We start from the raw sequence: 14,249 nt of genomic DNA on the forward strand, positions 1-14,249 counted from the left end.
CGTTCCCGCGCGATCAGGCGTCGGCTGTCTCGTAGACCAGCATGTCGACGCCGCCGGTGACGAAGTTGCCGAGGTCCGCCGCCGTCGCCTGGCCCTCGGGGCTGGCGAGGCCGGCCTGGATCGCCGCCACGCTGTCGAAGGTCAGCGTCGCCACGAGGTGAATGGGCGATGGGACAGCCGGCGCGGCCGGCGTCGCGACCGGCCCGCGGCTGACCTCGTATTGGCGTAGCCCGGGGATCTTCTTGGCCAGCGGGATGTGCGTCTCGGCGTAATAGATGTCGAATGCGGCCGCGTCGGTCGGCGTCTTGTACAGGACGAGGAGCTTCGCCATGCGGTTCCTCCCGGTTCGGGGCGGTCGTGTCGTCGCGCCGCTAGGCTGTAGCGCCCGCGCGGGGTTGCGCAAGGGCGCGGCCCGCGGGGAACGAAAGCGGCAGCCCGAGCGTTGTCCACCGCAGCAGGAGGGGCTCGCCATGCGCCAGGTCAAGGTCCGCAGCTTCACGCCCGGCCTCAATCCGCGCCGCACCAAACTCGAATCGCCCGGCTGGGCGGGCGACCGCCAGCCGCGCAAGGACGGCGCGATGGAGCAGGCGTGGCACTGCCTGCCGTTCTCCGAGGCGGCCCGCTACGGGATCGAACTGTTCTATCCCTATCCGAACCCGCTCGCGGTGACGATGCGCGACGGCCGGGTGGCGCTGGACGGCGACTTCGGCCCGCCCCCCGAGGGAAGCGGCGGCGAATGGCCGCCGTTCCGGCCGTTCGGCGACCTCTATTACACCTGCCAGCTGTCGCTCGACCTGAAGGTCGAGGAGGGGTTCGCGATCCGCACCGAGCCGCATCCGCGATTCTACACCGATCCGACCCACACCACGCCGATCGCCGTCCCGGCGCTGATCCGCCGCTGGTGGCCGATGACCTATTTCCTGGTGTTCAAGGCGCCGCCGGAGGGCGGGGTGCACATGTTCCGCCCCGGCGAGCCGTTCGCGCAGATTCTGGTCGTGCCGGAGGAGGCTGACTTCGAACTCGTGCCGATGGGCGAGGAGGAGGCGGCCGAGCGGGAGCTTCAGTCGCAGCGGATCTACGCGAGCCGCCAGACGCTCGCCGCCGACAGCACGTGGACGTCGGCGACTGGAACCGTGTTCGACGGGACCTATCGCAACATTCTCGGCGCCGCCGCTGGTCGGGCGAAGGGCAGGGGCTGAGGCGCGTCGCCGGCCGCCCTTTGGGCGAAGCGCAGGCGCCCGAGGGCGGGGCGCCGACTCCGCTGACGGGGTCGAGCCGGGGGCCTCGACGAGCGCGGAGACCACGGCCGCGAGCGGCGCGCCGGCCATCGGAGCGTGCGCTTCCGGCGCCGTTCGGCCGGGCGCCGCGTCGGCCCGGTTTCCCTAGTAGTAATGGTGATGATGATGATGGTGGTGGTGGTAATGATGGTGCGGATAATACCGCCAACCGTACCAGCCGTGATGATGGTGGTGATGATGGTGATGGTGATGGTGATGGTGGTGATATCCCGGACCCACGGGCACGGGGACCAGCATCTGGGCGAGCTGGAGCGGGCTCTCCGCAGGGGCTTCGCGATCGGCGCGGTTGCGCTGCGATCTCAGGATGTCCGCGGCGCCGGGGATGGGATCGAGGAGTTCGGCATAGGTCTGCGCCGGGCGCAGGGACGTCGTCTCCCCGGAAGCGGTCGCGGCTTGCGCGCCGCCCCCGAGCGCCAGCGCCGAGGCGGCGCCGACCAATCCGATGATCGTCTTGTCCAATTCGCTCTCCCTTGAGTCCGTTGCGAGAGCCTGGTGAACAAGCGAAACAGGAAAAAGTTCCTGCGGGCCCGGCCTAACGCTCGCGCCGCCCCGCGCTCCGGACATAGTCGGCGAGCCCTTCCGCCAGCTTGTCGTAGAGCAGCCTGACCCGCCTGTTCGGCTGGCGGTCGCGATGGGTCGCGAGCCAGATTTCCAGCGAGAAGCCGAACGCGTCGGCGAGAATGGGGACGAGATCCTTCGACCGTCTGGCGATCCCTTCCTGACATCCGCCGACGCCGACGCCTGCGCGTAAGGCGGCGAGCTGGACGAGATCATTGTCGCAACGGAAAACGAGATCCTCGCGGGTGAGGGCGGCAGCGATGCCGCCGGCCGCCTGAAACGCCCGGTCGTCGCGGTCGAAACCGATCAGGCGATTGCGCGCAATTCGTCGAGCGAGCGCGGTTCGCCGAAGCGCCGGCAATAGTCGCGATGGGCGTAGAGGCCGATGCGGGTCTGGCCGACGCGCCGCGCGACGAGTCCGCTCTGCGTCGGCCGGACCATGCGAACCGCGATGTCCGCCTCGCCGCGGGCCAGGTCCTCGTTGCGGTTGGTGACGGCGAGTTCGAGGGCGACGCCCGGATGCTCGGCGCGGAAAGCGGCGAAGATCGACGGCAGCACCTCGGCGCCGATGACCTCGCTCGCCGTGATCCGCACGACGCCGCGCTCGTCGTCGCCCTCGGACGCCGCGGAGCGCACGAGCGCCGCAGCCGCGGCCGACATGGCGTCGCCGTAAGGAACGAGCGCCTGCGCGGCCGCCGTCGCGACGAGGCCTCTGGGCGAACGGGTGAACAGCGACACCCCGAGGGCGGCTTCGAGCGCGTCGATGTGCCGTCCGACCGTCGGCTGCGCGAGCTTCAGCCGACGCGCGGCGCCCGACAGCGAGCCGTCCCGCATCACGGCGAAGAAGGTGCGCAGCGCGTCCCAGGAGGGATCGAGATCCGGCATACGAAAATGAATAGCAGACCGACGTAAATATACAATTTTCTTGGGTCTCCCGGCGGCTTAGCTTCCGGGGGTCCCGACGCCTCGGCGGGGCTTCGACAGGCGGCTCCCATGACCCTCGCAGCGACAGCAACTGGCCTTTCCCGTCCTGACCGCGCCGAATTTGCCGGGGGCGTACGAGGTCTCCTCAGGCTCGAGGGCGCCGCCGCAGTCGCCGGCGCCGCCGCGCTCTATGCGCATGCCGGTTATTCCTGGCGCCTGTTCGCGGTTCTCTTCCTCGTTCCCGATGTCGGCATGCTCGGCTATCTGGCCGGGCCGAAGGCCGGCGCGGCGACCTACAACGCGCTCCACGTCTATGTCGCGCCGTTCCTTCTCGCGGTCCTGGGGCTCGGTCTGGCGAGCAAGACCGCCGTGGCGGTCGCGATGATCTGGGCGGCGCATATCGGCTTCGACCGCGCGCTCGGCTACGGACTGAAATATCCGACCGCGTTCGGCGACACTCATCTCGGCCGCAAGGGACGGTGACGCCCTGCGCGTTCAAGACGAGCCGGCGCGCCAGCTACCCGGCGACCGCGGCTTTTCTCCTCGAGCGAGCGCCAGCGAAGCCGAGCCCCAACAATCCGAGCCCCATCATCGCCCAGGTCGAAGGCTCTGGGACGGCCTGCTGAACGTTGGCCTCGATCGTCAGCGTTATCGGTCCGAGCGCGGTCGAACCGAGGCCGGCCGTGTTGTCGCTCGACGCATCGAGGGTGACCACCTCGGTGAAGAAACCGCCCGTCGTCGGATCGAAGCCGATGGAAAGCGCCGAATAGCCGTCGCCTCCCGCGACGCCCGAGAACGCGTCGAAGCCCGACAGGCTGAACGGACCAGCGGCTGTCGCGAACTCGCCGCTCAGGAGGTCGGTGTATTCGGCCGACGCGCCGTTCATCAGCGCATTGAGGACGTCGAGCGCCGCGCTCACCGTCGTTCCGGCCTTCAGCGTGCCGAAGTCAAGCGTGTAGGCGGTTCCGCCGCCCGTGAGCGCGCCGACGCCGCCCGTCCGGCTGAATTCGGGATCGGCGTAGGCGTACGCCGCGCCCGTCAGATTGACTGTCTGTGTCGCGATGTTGGAAAAATTGCTGACTACGCGGACCGACTGACCGGCGAGCGCGCCAGCCTGCGTCCCGGTGAAGGTGATCGCATAGGTCCCCGTGCTGCCTCCGCTTGCGATCGGCCCGAAATTGCCGGCGGTCAGGCCGGACAATTCGGCGCTCGAAATCCCGGTCGTCTGGATGGCGCCGCGCAGCGACGGGTCGTTGACGCCGGTGTTGGCGATGGCGAAGCTCTGCGTGGTCGAACCGCCGACGTGAACGGCGCCGAGCGCCAGCGTGGGCGCCGCCGTCCCGCCGTTCGTCACCTTCGCGCCGGTGACCGTCTGGAGCGTTCCGGTCCCGGCCGCGTCAATCGCGCCGCCGGTCACGCCGGCCGTCGGGTTGAAGCTGTCGCCCGAGCCCGAGTTGGCGTTGACGTAGTCGGCGCTGACGGTGAGGACAGGCGAGCCGCCGCCGCTGAAGGCGAGCGCCCCGCCCGCGTTCACCGTCAGCGTCCCCACGCTGTTCGTCGTCCCGCCGATCTTGAGCGTCGCCCCGGCCGATCCGCCGACGCCGCCGACCGTGATCGAGCCCGTCCCGGCGACGGCGCCGGTGACCGTCGAGGTCGAGACATGAACGCCGTCGCCGACGACGATCGCGCCCGCGTTGGCGACCGAACCGGTGAAGGTCGCGCCGCTCGCGCCGTTGAACCGGAGCGCGGCGCCGCTCGCGATCGTCGCGCCGCCGTTGGCGGTGAAGTTTCCGCCGGCGATGTCGGCCTCGCCGCCGCCAGCCACGGCGAGGCTCGCGACCTTCTCGTCGTAGCCGCTGGCCAGCGCGCCGCCGTTGACCGTCACAGCGCCGGTGCCGAAGCCGCCGTTGGCGCCGTCTGCAAGCATTCCGTCGTTCACGGCGGAGCCGCCCGTATAGGTGTTGGCGCCTGACAAGGTCAGCGTCGAGCTGCTGGCGTCCTTGACGATGCCGCCGGCGCCCGAGATTACACCGGACAGGGTCTGAGCCGCGCTGCTCGAATATTCGAGCGTGCCGGCGTTCAGAATCGCCCCAGCGTAGGACCCGGCGCCGAGCGCCCCCGAGCCGCCGATGCGCAGCGTGCCGCTGGTAATGGTCGTGCCGCCGGTGTAGGCGTTCGCGCCCGAGAGGGTCAGCGTGTTGACGCCGGCCGTGACGGTGAGGGCGCCCGAACCGACGACGGCGCTCGAGAGGGTCGCGCTGGCGCCGGTCCCGCCCAGGCGCGTCCCGGTCTGGTCGATGGTGAGGGCGCCCGCGTTGCTCACAGCGCCCGTCGTCGTCTGGGAGGCGCCCAGGGACAGCACGTTGCCGGTTCCGGTAAAGGCGATCGCATTGGCCCGGGTGACGCCGTCGCCCGACAGACCGCCTGCGATCGTCCCGTTATTGACGACGACGGCGCCGCCGCCCGCCGCGCCGGCGACCTGGCCGACCTGGACGCCGAAGCCGCCCGCCCCATTCGCGCCGCCGGATCCCCCTGCGCCGCCCTGGATGGTTCCGTCGTTGACCAGCACGCTCGGGTACTGGACGAAGTAAACGCCGATCCCTCCACCGCCGCCGGCGCCCGCGCCGACACCGGCGCCCCCGGCGCCTCCTGCGCCGCCCTGGACGGTCCCGCTGGAGACGGTGACTGTGGTTGTTCCCTGAAAGACGATCCCGCCGCCGCCGCCGCCGCCGCCGCCGCCGCCGGGCGCGCCGCTGCCGGCGACCGAGGCGCCGCTGGCGCCGCCAGCCCCGCCGACGCCGCCCTGGAGCGTCCCGGATTGCAGCGTGAAGGTCGAAGAAACCCAAAGGGCGCCGGCGCCCGCGCCGCCGCCGCCGCCTGCGCCGCCGATCCCGGACAGGCCGAATCCGTTGCCGCCATTGCCGCCATTGCCGCCGGCGCCCGCCACGCCGGACAACGCCTCGGCCGTCGGAGCATTGATCTTACCGAGCGACGTGCCGCCGGCGCCGCCGCCGCCGCCGCCGCCGTTCGGAGCGCCGCTATTGCCGGCCGCTCCTGCCGTGCCCGCCGGGCCGGCGGAGCCCGGAGTGTTGGATCCCGTTCCGCCCGCTCCGCCCGCCCCGCCGGGCGATGGACCGGCCGCGCCCTTTCCGCCCGAATAAAATGTGAGGCCGCTGTCGTACCCGCCGCCGCCCCCGCCCGCGCCGGTGTTCGCCGTGCCGTTTCCGCCGCCGGAAACCGCGTCGTTGACGCCCCCGCCCAAGCCGCCGCTTCCTGGAGCATTGTAACCTGCGCCGCCCCCGCCCGCGACAGACGACTGCGACGCCGCATACGCGGGCGCGCCGGCCACTAGCTGCGCCATGAGCAGCGCGGCGACCGAAACTCCCGACAGCATCGACCGACGGTTTTTCATGCAGGCTGCACCCTGCTGGACACGGGCGCCCATTCGCATGGTCTTTTCTCCCGCTCGTCGAAACTCTCTCTCGTCGAGCATTTTGCGGATTTGGGGAAAACGAACACGTCGCGGTTACATTGTCAACAAGGTATCCAGGGATCTCGTTTCGGCGCTTTCGGGCGCGCGTTCGACTTCCGTCTCGAGGTCCCGGTCGTCTGGATGGCGCCGCGCAGCGACGGGTCGTTGACGCCGGTGTTGGCGATGGCGAAGCTCTGCGTGCTCGAACCGCCGACGTGAACGGCGCCGAGCGCCAGCGTGGGCGCCGCCGTCGCGCCGTTCGTCACCTTCGCGCCGGTGACCGTCTGGAGCAATCCTGTAACCGGGGCGCCGGGCGGGCGACCGGCGGGCGCCGACCGCCTCATACCTTCTCACCTTTTTCGTAGCTGCGCGTCGACGAGCGCGTCGCTGGCCCAGACGAGCGATTGACCGACGCCGTCGGTCCCGCCGCCGTAGGTCTGACTGATGGCGTAGGCGCCCTCGACCAGAAGGAGGAGGGCGTTCGCCAGGTCTCGAGGCTGCGGCGCCGGTAGAGCCTCGGAAATATGCAGGAAGCGCTCGAACATGGCTTCCTTGGCGGCCCGCGCGATCCGACGGCCCGGGTGGGAGGCATCGGGAAACTCTGCGCAGAAGTTGATGAAGGGACAGCCGCGATATCCGGCCTCGGTCGTGCGCTCGGCGATATAGGTCATGATCGCCTGCAACTGCGCGCGAGGATTGTCGTGATATTGGGCGAAGGTTTCGTCCCAATGATGGAGGAAAGTCCTCCCGCGCTGCTCCAGGTAGGCGACCACCAACGCATCTTTCGAGGCGAAACTGCGATAGAGGCTGATCTTCGCGACTCCCGCCTCCTTGACGATCTCGTCGACGCCGACGGCGTGAACGCCCTTGCGGTAAAAGAGATCGGACGCGACGTCGAACACCCTATCCCGCGCCCGTTTCGCGCTCGTTGTCGCCCCGGCGGCTTTTGCTGAGCTCTTCACCATCACGCCCTCGTCCCCGCGATCCGGCTTGACATGTAACCGACCGGTTCGTAACAGTCCAGCCGGACGAACCGGTCGGTTTCCCTCGGAGTCGCCGATGAAGCATTTCATGGTCGAGGCAACCTATGTCGCGCCGATCGAGCAGGTGCGCGAAGCCTATCCACGCCATCGGGCATGGTTGCAGAAGGGCTACGACGCCGGGTTGTTCCTCTGTTCCGGCCCGAAGGAGCCGCCTACTGGCGGTTATCTCGTGGCCCGCGCAGACTCGATGGAGACCCTCAGGACCCTGTTCGAGGCGGAGCCGTTCTTCAGCGAGCGATTGGCGACCTTCACCTTCACCGAGTTCCAGCCGGTCAAGCGCCAGAGTTGGGCCGAACACTGGTTTGACGACGCCCCGCCCGCGTCCGTCGGGGCGCCTGCGGCGTAAGCCGTGTCGCGTCCCCGGGGCGACCGACGCCTCGCCGAGCGTCGGGAGCGGCGCCCGTGACCGCCCTCAGTCCATGACCGCGTGCGCCGCCTCGCCTTTCGCAGCGACCGGCGCGACCTTGGGCGAGCGGATCAGGGCGAGCAGCGGGAAGGCGCTGAGCGACACCAGCGTCATCAGGAGAAAATCGTTCGAATAGGCCATCGCCGCGGCCTGCTGGGTGACCATCGCCTCCAGCATCTCGAGGTTGGCGAGGCCCGGGCCCGCGAGCGACGCGGCGTTCGGCATGTGCAGCGCGTCGCTGAACGGCGTCACGCGCTCGACGATCTGGCTGTGATAGATCGTGATCATGGTGGTGAGCTGGGCGATCACCACCGATATGCCGACCGACGAGCCGATGTTGCGGATCAGCGTCCACAGCGCCGCGCCTTCGGTGCGCAGTTCGGCGGGAAGACTGGCGAACGCCAGCGTGTTGAGCGGCACGAACACGAAGCCGAGCCCAAAGCCCTGCATCACCGAATTGACGGCGATGGTGCGCGCGGAGACATCGAGCGACCAGCCGACCATCTGCCAGAGCGAGGCGGTCGCGAGCACGAGGCCGATGAAGATGAGGAGGCGCGAATCGACCTTGCCGCTGAGCCGCCCGACCAGGAACATCGCCACGAACGTGCCGATGCCGCGGGTGCCGAGCAGATAGCCGCTGGAGAGCACCGGGTAGCCGAGCAGGTTCTGGATGAACGGCGTCACCAGCGCCATGGTGGCGAGCAATATGATGCCGATCAGGAACATGAAGATCAGCGCGATCGAAAAATTCCAGTCGCGGAAGATGCGCACGCTGATGAACGGCCGCTTCGAGGTGAACACGTCGGCCAGGAAGAAATAGAATCCGACGACCGACAGAACCCCTTCGGCCACGACCTCGGGCGAGTCGAACCAGCCCAGTTGCTCGCCGCGGTCGAGCATCATCTGCAGCGAGCCGATGCCGAGCGACAGGCTCAGGAAGCCGAACCACGAGAACGGAATGTCACGCCGCGTCGGGGTCTCGGACATGAACGCCCACAGGCCCGCCGTCGTCAAAATGCCGAACGGCAGGTTGACGAAGAACACCCAGCGCCAGGAATAGGAATCGGTGAGCCAGCCGCCGAGCGTCGGCCCCATGATCGGCCCGAGCATCACGCCCATGCCCCAGATCGCCATCGCCGAGCCGCGCCGGTTCGGCGGGAAGATGTCGAGCATCACCGCCTGCGACAGCGGCACCAGGGCCGCGCCGAACACGCCCTGCAACACGCGGTAGGCGACCATCTGCTCGATCGACAGCGCCACGCCGCACAGCATCGAGGCGACGGTGAAACCCGCGGTGCAGACGATGAACAGCTTCTTTCTGCCGACCCGCGTCGCCATCCAGCCGAGCGGCGAGGTCATGATCGCGGCCGAGACGATGTAGGAGGTCAGCACCCAGTTGATCTGGTCCTGCGTCGTCGACAGCGAGCCCTGCATGTAGGGCAGGGCGACGTTGGCGATCGTGGTGTCGAGCGCCTGCATCACCGTCGCCATCATGATGCAGACGGTCAGCGCCCAGCGCACGCCGGGCGTGATGGTCTCGTAGAGCGGGCGGTTCATTTCGCCGCGGCGTCGGCGCTCGCGGCGCCCCTGCCAAGCAGACCGTCGACCGTCTCGGCCACGTCGTCGAGGACCCCCCTGAGCGTGCGCACACGGCCGGTGTCGATCGAGAGATAGGCGCTCATGCCGGCGCGCAGGTTCTTCGTATCGTCGTCGGGCGCGAAGCAGAAGCGAAGCGGCACGCGCTGCACCACTTTGACCCAGTTGCCGCTGGCGTTCTGCGGCGGCAGGATCGAGAACTGCGCGCCGGTGCCGGGCGCAATCGAGCACAGCGTCCCCTTCCACACCCGGCCCGGGAACGCGTCGACGGTGACGCTCGCGGGCTGGCCCTCGCGGACATACGTCATGTCCGATTCCTTCGGATTGCCGTCGACCCAGAGCGACTTGTCCGACACGACGGCGAACACCGGCTGTCCCGCGGCGGCGACCCGCCCGAGCTCGATCTGGCTCACCTGCGTCGCCACGCCGTCGATCGGCGCGAGCACCTTCGTGTTGCGCAAATTCCGCTCGGCGTCGTCGAGGCCCGCCTTCGCCTGCATGTATTCGGGGAACTTGGCCAGCGGAGCGTCGAGGCTGCCGCCGAGCCTGGTGATCGTCGACGCCTGCTGGTTGTTGACGAATTCGAGGATCTGCTGGGCCTGGATGAGGGCTGCGAGCGAGGTGTCGCGGTCGACGTTGGTGCCGGCGCCGCGGCCGACGAGCTCGTTCTTGCGGTCGTAATCGGCCTTTCGGACGTTGACCGCGTCCTGACCCATCTTGATCTGGTCCCGGTTGCTCACATAGGACGCCTTGAGGTTGTCGAAGGCGACCTTGGCGGCGTCGACGCGGCCTTGCGCGAGGGCGTGGGCGATCTCGTAGGGATTGGGATCGATGTCGAACAGCGGATCGCCGGCCTTGACCTTCTGCCCCTCGACGACGTGGATGGCCACGATCGGGCCGGTCACCTGCGGGGTGATCAGCGACTTGTCGGCGCCGATATAGGCGTTGTCGGTCGTGACGTAGCGGCCGCCGGTCAGCCACCAGGAAAAGCCCAGTGCGAGCGCGATCAGCGGGATCACCACGATCAGGATGAAGCGGCGCGAGCCGGCGCGCCCGGGCTTGACGACCATCGGCGGCGTCGCCGGGGCGGGGGGCGGCGCGGCCTGGGGGGAGGGCTGCGTCGCCGGCCGCGCCGGGGTGAACTGGACCGTCTCGCCCCTCGCGGCGGGGGAGGAGGCCTCGGGGGCCCCGTCGCGAACGACCGAAGTACTCTGCGTCACTTGTGGCAAGCTCCGGGATGCAATTCCGATTTCAGATTGGCCTTGATCGTCGCCAGGCCCACGAGAATAGCCTCGACGGTCGCGTCGTCGACGCCGGCGAGGGCGCGGCTCATCACGTCCTCGGCGAGCGCGCCGAGCGCGCCGAGCGCCGGGATCGCCTTGTCGGTGAGGTGGAGCCGGTGCGCGCGCCGGTCGGTCGGATCGGCGCGCCGCTCGACCAGCCCCGCGGCGTCCAGCTTGTCGACGAGGCGGGCGAGGGTGATCGGGGCAATGTCCAGGAGTTCGGCGAGTTCGCTCTGCTTCGCGCCTTCGCAGCGCTGCAGGCGGACCAGCACGGCCCACTGGGCGCGGGTCGTGTTGAGCTCGCGCGCGCGATGGTCCGAGTAGGTGCGCAACATCCGCGCTGCGTCGTGGAGGGCGAAGGCGACCTCGCGGCGGCGGGAAAAGACGCGATCGTATGCGATTGTCATGATAAGCTAACTTATAATGAGCCAGCTGTAGGATTTCAAGGGGGAACCGTGACCAGCGATCGTGTTCCTTCGAGACAAGCGTGTCGCGCGGTCGAGTCGAGCAATGGCTCGCGGGTGGGCTTCGTTGGCGGAGTTTACAGATCTACTCAGATTGTCCGGGCGACGTGGACGCCGCCGACGATGCGTCGGCGCATGGCGAATATTTACCGCCCTCACAGCGAAACGCGACGGTCGCGCCCTTGCCGAGGGCCGGCGACGCGGCGTACGAATCGGGCAGGAGCCGGCGCAACGGGGCGCAATCGGCTCGGCGGGGGGATCGCCCAATGCTCGACTCGCTCGGGAACATCTTGCCGCGCGCCGCGCATCTGTTCGGCGACCGCGTCGCGCTCGTGACGGATACGCGCGAACTCGGCTTCCGCCGCCTCGACGATCTCTCCAGCGCATTGGCGCACAGTCTCGTTGGGCTCGGCGTCGCGCCGGGAGACCGGGTCACCCTCTATGCGCCCAATTGCTGGGAGTGGATCGTCAGCTATTACGGCGTCCTGAAAGCGGGCGCGATCGTCAATCCCGTCAATGCGATGCTGACGCCCGCGGAAGTGGCCTTCGTCACCCGCGACTGCGGCGCGAAGGCGCTGATCGGCAGCCCGGACAAGGTCGCGCCCGCGCTCGCCGCCGGCGTCGAAGGGTTGACGGCCATCACGTTCGGCGACCAGTCGGTCGCGGGCGCGACGCCGTTCGAGGAGCTCGTGGCGAAGCCGGCGGCGTTCGATCCCGTAAGGGTCGCCCCGTCGGCGACGTCGACCATCGGCTACACGTCCGGCACCACCGGACATCCCAAGGGCGCGATGCAGTCGCACCGCGCGGTGATGACCAATGTCGCGATGACCGCGCAGATGCACCTGAAGACCGCCGGCGACGTCGTAGTGTCGGCTCTGCCCTGTCCGCACGTCTACGGCAACATCGTGTTCCAGACCGCCATGCTGTGCGGCATGAAGCTCGTCATGCACCCGCGCTTCGACGCGGGCGAGATGCTCGCGGGCATCGAGGCGCATCGCGCGACCCTGTTCGAGGGCGTACCGACGATGTATATGTACATGCTCGCCTCGCCCGACCTGGCGCGGCGGGACCTGTCGTCGCTGACCCGCTGCACCGTCGGCGGGCAGACGATGCCGGTGGCCAAAATGCGGGAGGTCGAGGAGCGCTTCGGCTGCCCGCTCATCGAACTCTGGGGCATGACCGAGATCGCCGGGCTCGGCGCCACCTTCCCGACCTACGGGCGGCGCAAGCTCGGCTCGATTGGGATCGCACTGCCCTATTGCGAGGCGCGCATCGCCGATGTCGTGGACGCCGCACGGACGATGCCGCAGGGCGAGGTCGGCGAGCTGATGATCCGCGGCCCGGTGGTCATGCAGGGCTACTGGGGAAACGACAAGGCGACGCGCGAGACGATCGAACCGGACGGCTGGCTCCATTCCGGCGATCTCGCCAGCATGGACGAGGACGGGGCCGTGTTCATCGTCGATCGCAAGAAGGACATGATCAACACCTCGGGATTCAAGGTTTTCCCGGCCGAGATCGAGCGGGTGGTCGCCGCGCACCCGAGCGTGGCGATGGTCGCCGTCGGCGGCTCGCCGGACGACCTGAAGGGCGAGATCGCCAGGGCCTATGTGGTGCTCAGGCCCGGCGCCGCGCCGGACGCAGACGGCATCCTCGCCCTCTGCCGCAAGGAACTGGCGGCGTACAAGGTTCCGCGCGACGTGCGGTTTGTCGCCGATCTGCCCAAGACCTCGACCGGCAAGATCATGCGCCGCGAACTGAAGACGCTGGAGGGGTAGCGCGTCGACGTCGCGACGACCCCGACGGCCCAACGCGCATGCGCCCGCCGCGCCAGCCCTGCAGAGTTTCTCCGTTCCGACGCGGGCGGCGATCGCGGAGGAAGCTCCGGTGAGCGGCAGGTTCGCCCATCGGCCGAAGATCGGGCGCAGGAGGCGGGCCGCCGTCGTCTGCGCTTGTCTTTGCGGAGCCGCGGCGGCGTCGGCGCAGTCACGCGACACGCGCGTCGGTATGGACGCGTACAATCGGGGAGACGTGGCGACCGCCTATCGGCTTCTCACACAGGAGGCCGGGGCCGGCGACCCGGAGGCTCAGGTCAACCTTGGATACCTCTACGCGCGCGGGCAGGGCGTGGCGGCGAACCAGGCGACCGCCCTCCACCTTTATGAACTCTCTGCGGCGCAGGGCGACAGCGAGGCGATGAACGCCCTCGGCTACAAATATCAGTACGGAACCGGCGTCGCCCCGGACATCGCTTCGGCCGTCCGCTGGTACTGCAAGGGAGTGGAGGCCGGAAACGCCCGGGCCATGAACAATCTCGCCATCCTGCTCGCGACCGGGGCCGGCGTTCCGCGCGACCTCGATCAGGCGCGCGACCTGTGGCGCCAGTCGGCGGCTTTCGGGCACACCAGCGCCATGTCCAACCTCGCCTTTTCCTACCTCGCCGGGACAAGCGCCGGGCAGGGCCGGACGGAAGCGCTCGCCTGGATGATACGCGCCGCCGAGGGCGGCCAGCCGAGGGCGCAGGCTTTCCTCCGCGCGAACGGTTTTTCCCGCCCGCTGCCTCCGGCGGTCGATCAGGCGACCCGCATGATCCCGAGCGTCCGCGGCGCCGACGGTCACGCCCGCGTCTGCGGCGACTTCCTCAGCTGAAGGCTCGGCTCCGAAGACCTCGCAGAGTGTCGGGGCGAGGCGAAGCTCCGTTCAGTCGCTGAGTTCGTCCAGCAGCTTGACGATGGCCCGGCGGCGCGCCCGCACGTCCTTCATATGCTGGTCGATGCTCTCGAGCTTGCTTCGCAGGGCCTTGATCATCGCTGCGCGCGAGGGAAAATCGGGCGCGGCCTCGCTGAGGCTGGCGCGAATTTCGCTCAGCGAGAAACCAAGCCGTTGGGCGTCGTCGATCAGACTCAGCACTTTGACCGCCCTGTCCGGATACTCCCGGTAGCCGTTCTCGCCACGGACGGCTTTGGGGAGAATCTCGCGCCGCTCGTAAAAGCGAATCCGCGAGGTCGCGATTCCCGTCTTTTTTGAGAGTTCCCCGATGCGCATCGAATGCCCTTGACCTTGAACCCATGTTCAAAGCGGTAGCACCGCCGGACTGGTTGGCGAACTGGTTACCGGGGGCTGGGCGCCGAGGGGCCCGGGGGAAGCGGCGCTCGCCACGGCCCGGAGTCCGTCGGAGCTCCGGGCTCGTGAAGCCGGCCAGCTG

The 14,249-nt window shown here is 69.0% G+C and carries 16 protein-coding genes; 5 read left to right on the plus strand and 11 right to left on the minus strand.

What is annotated here, in order from left to right; genetic code table 11:
* Positions 1-13 precede the first annotated feature (13 nt).
* Complete coding sequence (locus DFR50_RS04440) at positions 14-331, minus strand: EthD family reductase (RefSeq protein ID WP_113888003.1); 318 nt, start codon at positions 329-331, stop codon at positions 14-16.
* A gap of 139 nt (positions 332-470) precedes the next feature.
* Between DFR50_RS04440 and DFR50_RS04445 the strand changes: the two genes are divergently transcribed.
* The gene (locus tag DFR50_RS04445) at positions 471-1,199 is read left to right on the plus strand and encodes a hypothetical protein (protein ID WP_113888004.1); all 729 of its coding nucleotides are present in this window, start codon (positions 471-473) and stop codon (positions 1,197-1,199) included.
* 183 nt (positions 1,200-1,382) lie between these two features.
* Here the strand turns inward: DFR50_RS04445 and DFR50_RS04450 are convergent, their stop codons facing one another.
* The 3 genes from DFR50_RS04450 to DFR50_RS33430 form a co-directional block, all read right to left on the minus strand.
* Positions 1,383-1,757, minus strand: a complete 375-nt coding sequence (locus DFR50_RS04450) for a hypothetical protein (RefSeq protein ID WP_113888005.1) — start codon at positions 1,755-1,757, stop codon at positions 1,383-1,385.
* Between the two features lie 73 nt (positions 1,758-1,830).
* Positions 1,831-2,217, minus strand: a complete 387-nt coding sequence (locus DFR50_RS33425; protein ID WP_342634526.1) for a LysR substrate-binding domain-containing protein — start codon at positions 2,215-2,217, stop codon at positions 1,831-1,833.
* On the minus strand, positions 2,163-2,741 hold the full coding sequence (locus DFR50_RS33430) for a LysR family transcriptional regulator (RefSeq protein WP_342634527.1): 579 nt from the start codon (positions 2,739-2,741) through the stop codon (positions 2,163-2,165). Before DFR50_RS33430 ends, DFR50_RS33425 begins: the two co-directional genes overlap by 55 nt.
* A gap of 108 nt (positions 2,742-2,849) precedes the next feature.
* On the opposite strand from DFR50_RS33430, the gene DFR50_RS04460 reads away from it, so the two are divergent.
* The gene (locus DFR50_RS04460) at positions 2,850-3,263 is read left to right on the plus strand and encodes a DUF4260 domain-containing protein (RefSeq protein WP_113888006.1); all 414 of its coding nucleotides are present in this window, start codon (positions 2,850-2,852) and stop codon (positions 3,261-3,263) included.
* Between the two features lie 34 nt (positions 3,264-3,297).
* On the opposite strand, the gene DFR50_RS33280 is transcribed toward DFR50_RS04460, so the two are convergent.
* The 3 genes from DFR50_RS33280 to DFR50_RS04480 all read right to left on the minus strand — a co-directional run bounded on the left by DFR50_RS33280 (position 3,298) and on the right by DFR50_RS04480 (position 7,217).
* Entirely contained in the window at positions 3,298-6,042 is a 2,745-nt protein-coding gene (locus DFR50_RS33280; RefSeq protein WP_210208805.1) for a beta strand repeat-containing protein, read from the minus strand.
* A gap of 272 nt (positions 6,043-6,314) precedes the next feature.
* On the minus strand, positions 6,315-6,545 hold the full coding sequence (locus DFR50_RS04475; protein WP_147262651.1) for a hypothetical protein: 231 nt from the start codon (positions 6,543-6,545) through the stop codon (positions 6,315-6,317).
* Between the two features lie 57 nt (positions 6,546-6,602).
* Positions 6,603-7,217 carry a TetR/AcrR family transcriptional regulator gene (locus tag DFR50_RS04480; RefSeq protein ID WP_113888009.1) on the minus strand — a complete coding sequence of 205 codons (615 nt, stop codon included), beginning with the start codon at positions 7,215-7,217 and terminating at the stop codon, positions 6,603-6,605.
* Between the two features lie 94 nt (positions 7,218-7,311).
* Here DFR50_RS04480 and DFR50_RS04485 point away from each other — a divergent pair, with 94 nt between their 5' ends.
* A complete protein-coding gene (locus DFR50_RS04485; protein ID WP_113888010.1) occupies positions 7,312-7,641 on the plus strand; it encodes a YciI family protein in 330 nt (109 codons plus the stop codon).
* A gap of 66 nt (positions 7,642-7,707) precedes the next feature.
* Here DFR50_RS04485 and DFR50_RS04490 read toward each other — a convergent pair whose 3' ends face one another.
* Genes DFR50_RS04490 through DFR50_RS04500 form a run of 3 tightly spaced genes read right to left on the minus strand, consistent with a single transcriptional unit; the run spans position 7,708 to position 10,987 of the window.
* Positions 7,708-9,258: a DHA2 family efflux MFS transporter permease subunit gene (locus DFR50_RS04490; protein WP_113888011.1), complete on the minus strand. Its 1,551-nt coding sequence runs from the start codon at positions 9,256-9,258 to the stop codon at positions 7,708-7,710.
* Complete coding sequence (locus DFR50_RS04495; RefSeq protein ID WP_147262652.1) at positions 9,255-10,517, minus strand: HlyD family secretion protein; 1,263 nt, start codon at positions 10,515-10,517, stop codon at positions 9,255-9,257. Before DFR50_RS04495 ends, DFR50_RS04490 begins: the two co-directional genes overlap by 4 nt.
* Positions 10,514-10,987 carry a MarR family winged helix-turn-helix transcriptional regulator gene (locus DFR50_RS04500; RefSeq protein WP_113888013.1) on the minus strand — a complete coding sequence of 158 codons (474 nt, stop codon included), beginning with the start codon at positions 10,985-10,987 and terminating at the stop codon, positions 10,514-10,516. The genes DFR50_RS04495 and DFR50_RS04500 overlap by 4 nt, the downstream gene beginning before the upstream one ends.
* A gap of 323 nt (positions 10,988-11,310) precedes the next feature.
* On the opposite strand from DFR50_RS04500, the gene DFR50_RS04505 reads away from it, so the two are divergent.
* Complete coding sequence (locus DFR50_RS04505; protein ID WP_113888014.1) at positions 11,311-12,822, plus strand: class I adenylate-forming enzyme family protein; 1,512 nt, start codon at positions 11,311-11,313, stop codon at positions 12,820-12,822.
* Between the two features lie 229 nt (positions 12,823-13,051).
* Positions 13,052-13,693 (plus strand): tetratricopeptide repeat protein, encoded by a 642-nt coding sequence (locus DFR50_RS04510; protein ID WP_113888015.1) that lies wholly within the window; start codon positions 13,052-13,054, stop codon positions 13,691-13,693.
* 51 nt (positions 13,694-13,744) lie between these two features.
* On the opposite strand, the gene DFR50_RS04515 is transcribed toward DFR50_RS04510, so the two are convergent.
* Complete coding sequence (locus DFR50_RS04515; RefSeq protein ID WP_113888016.1) at positions 13,745-14,089, minus strand: MerR family transcriptional regulator; 345 nt, start codon at positions 14,087-14,089, stop codon at positions 13,745-13,747.
* Positions 14,090-14,249 lie beyond the last annotated feature (160 nt).

Source organism: Roseiarcus fermentans, assembly GCF_003315135.1.
Taxonomy (GTDB): Bacteria; Pseudomonadota; Alphaproteobacteria; order Rhizobiales; family Beijerinckiaceae; genus Roseiarcus; species Roseiarcus fermentans.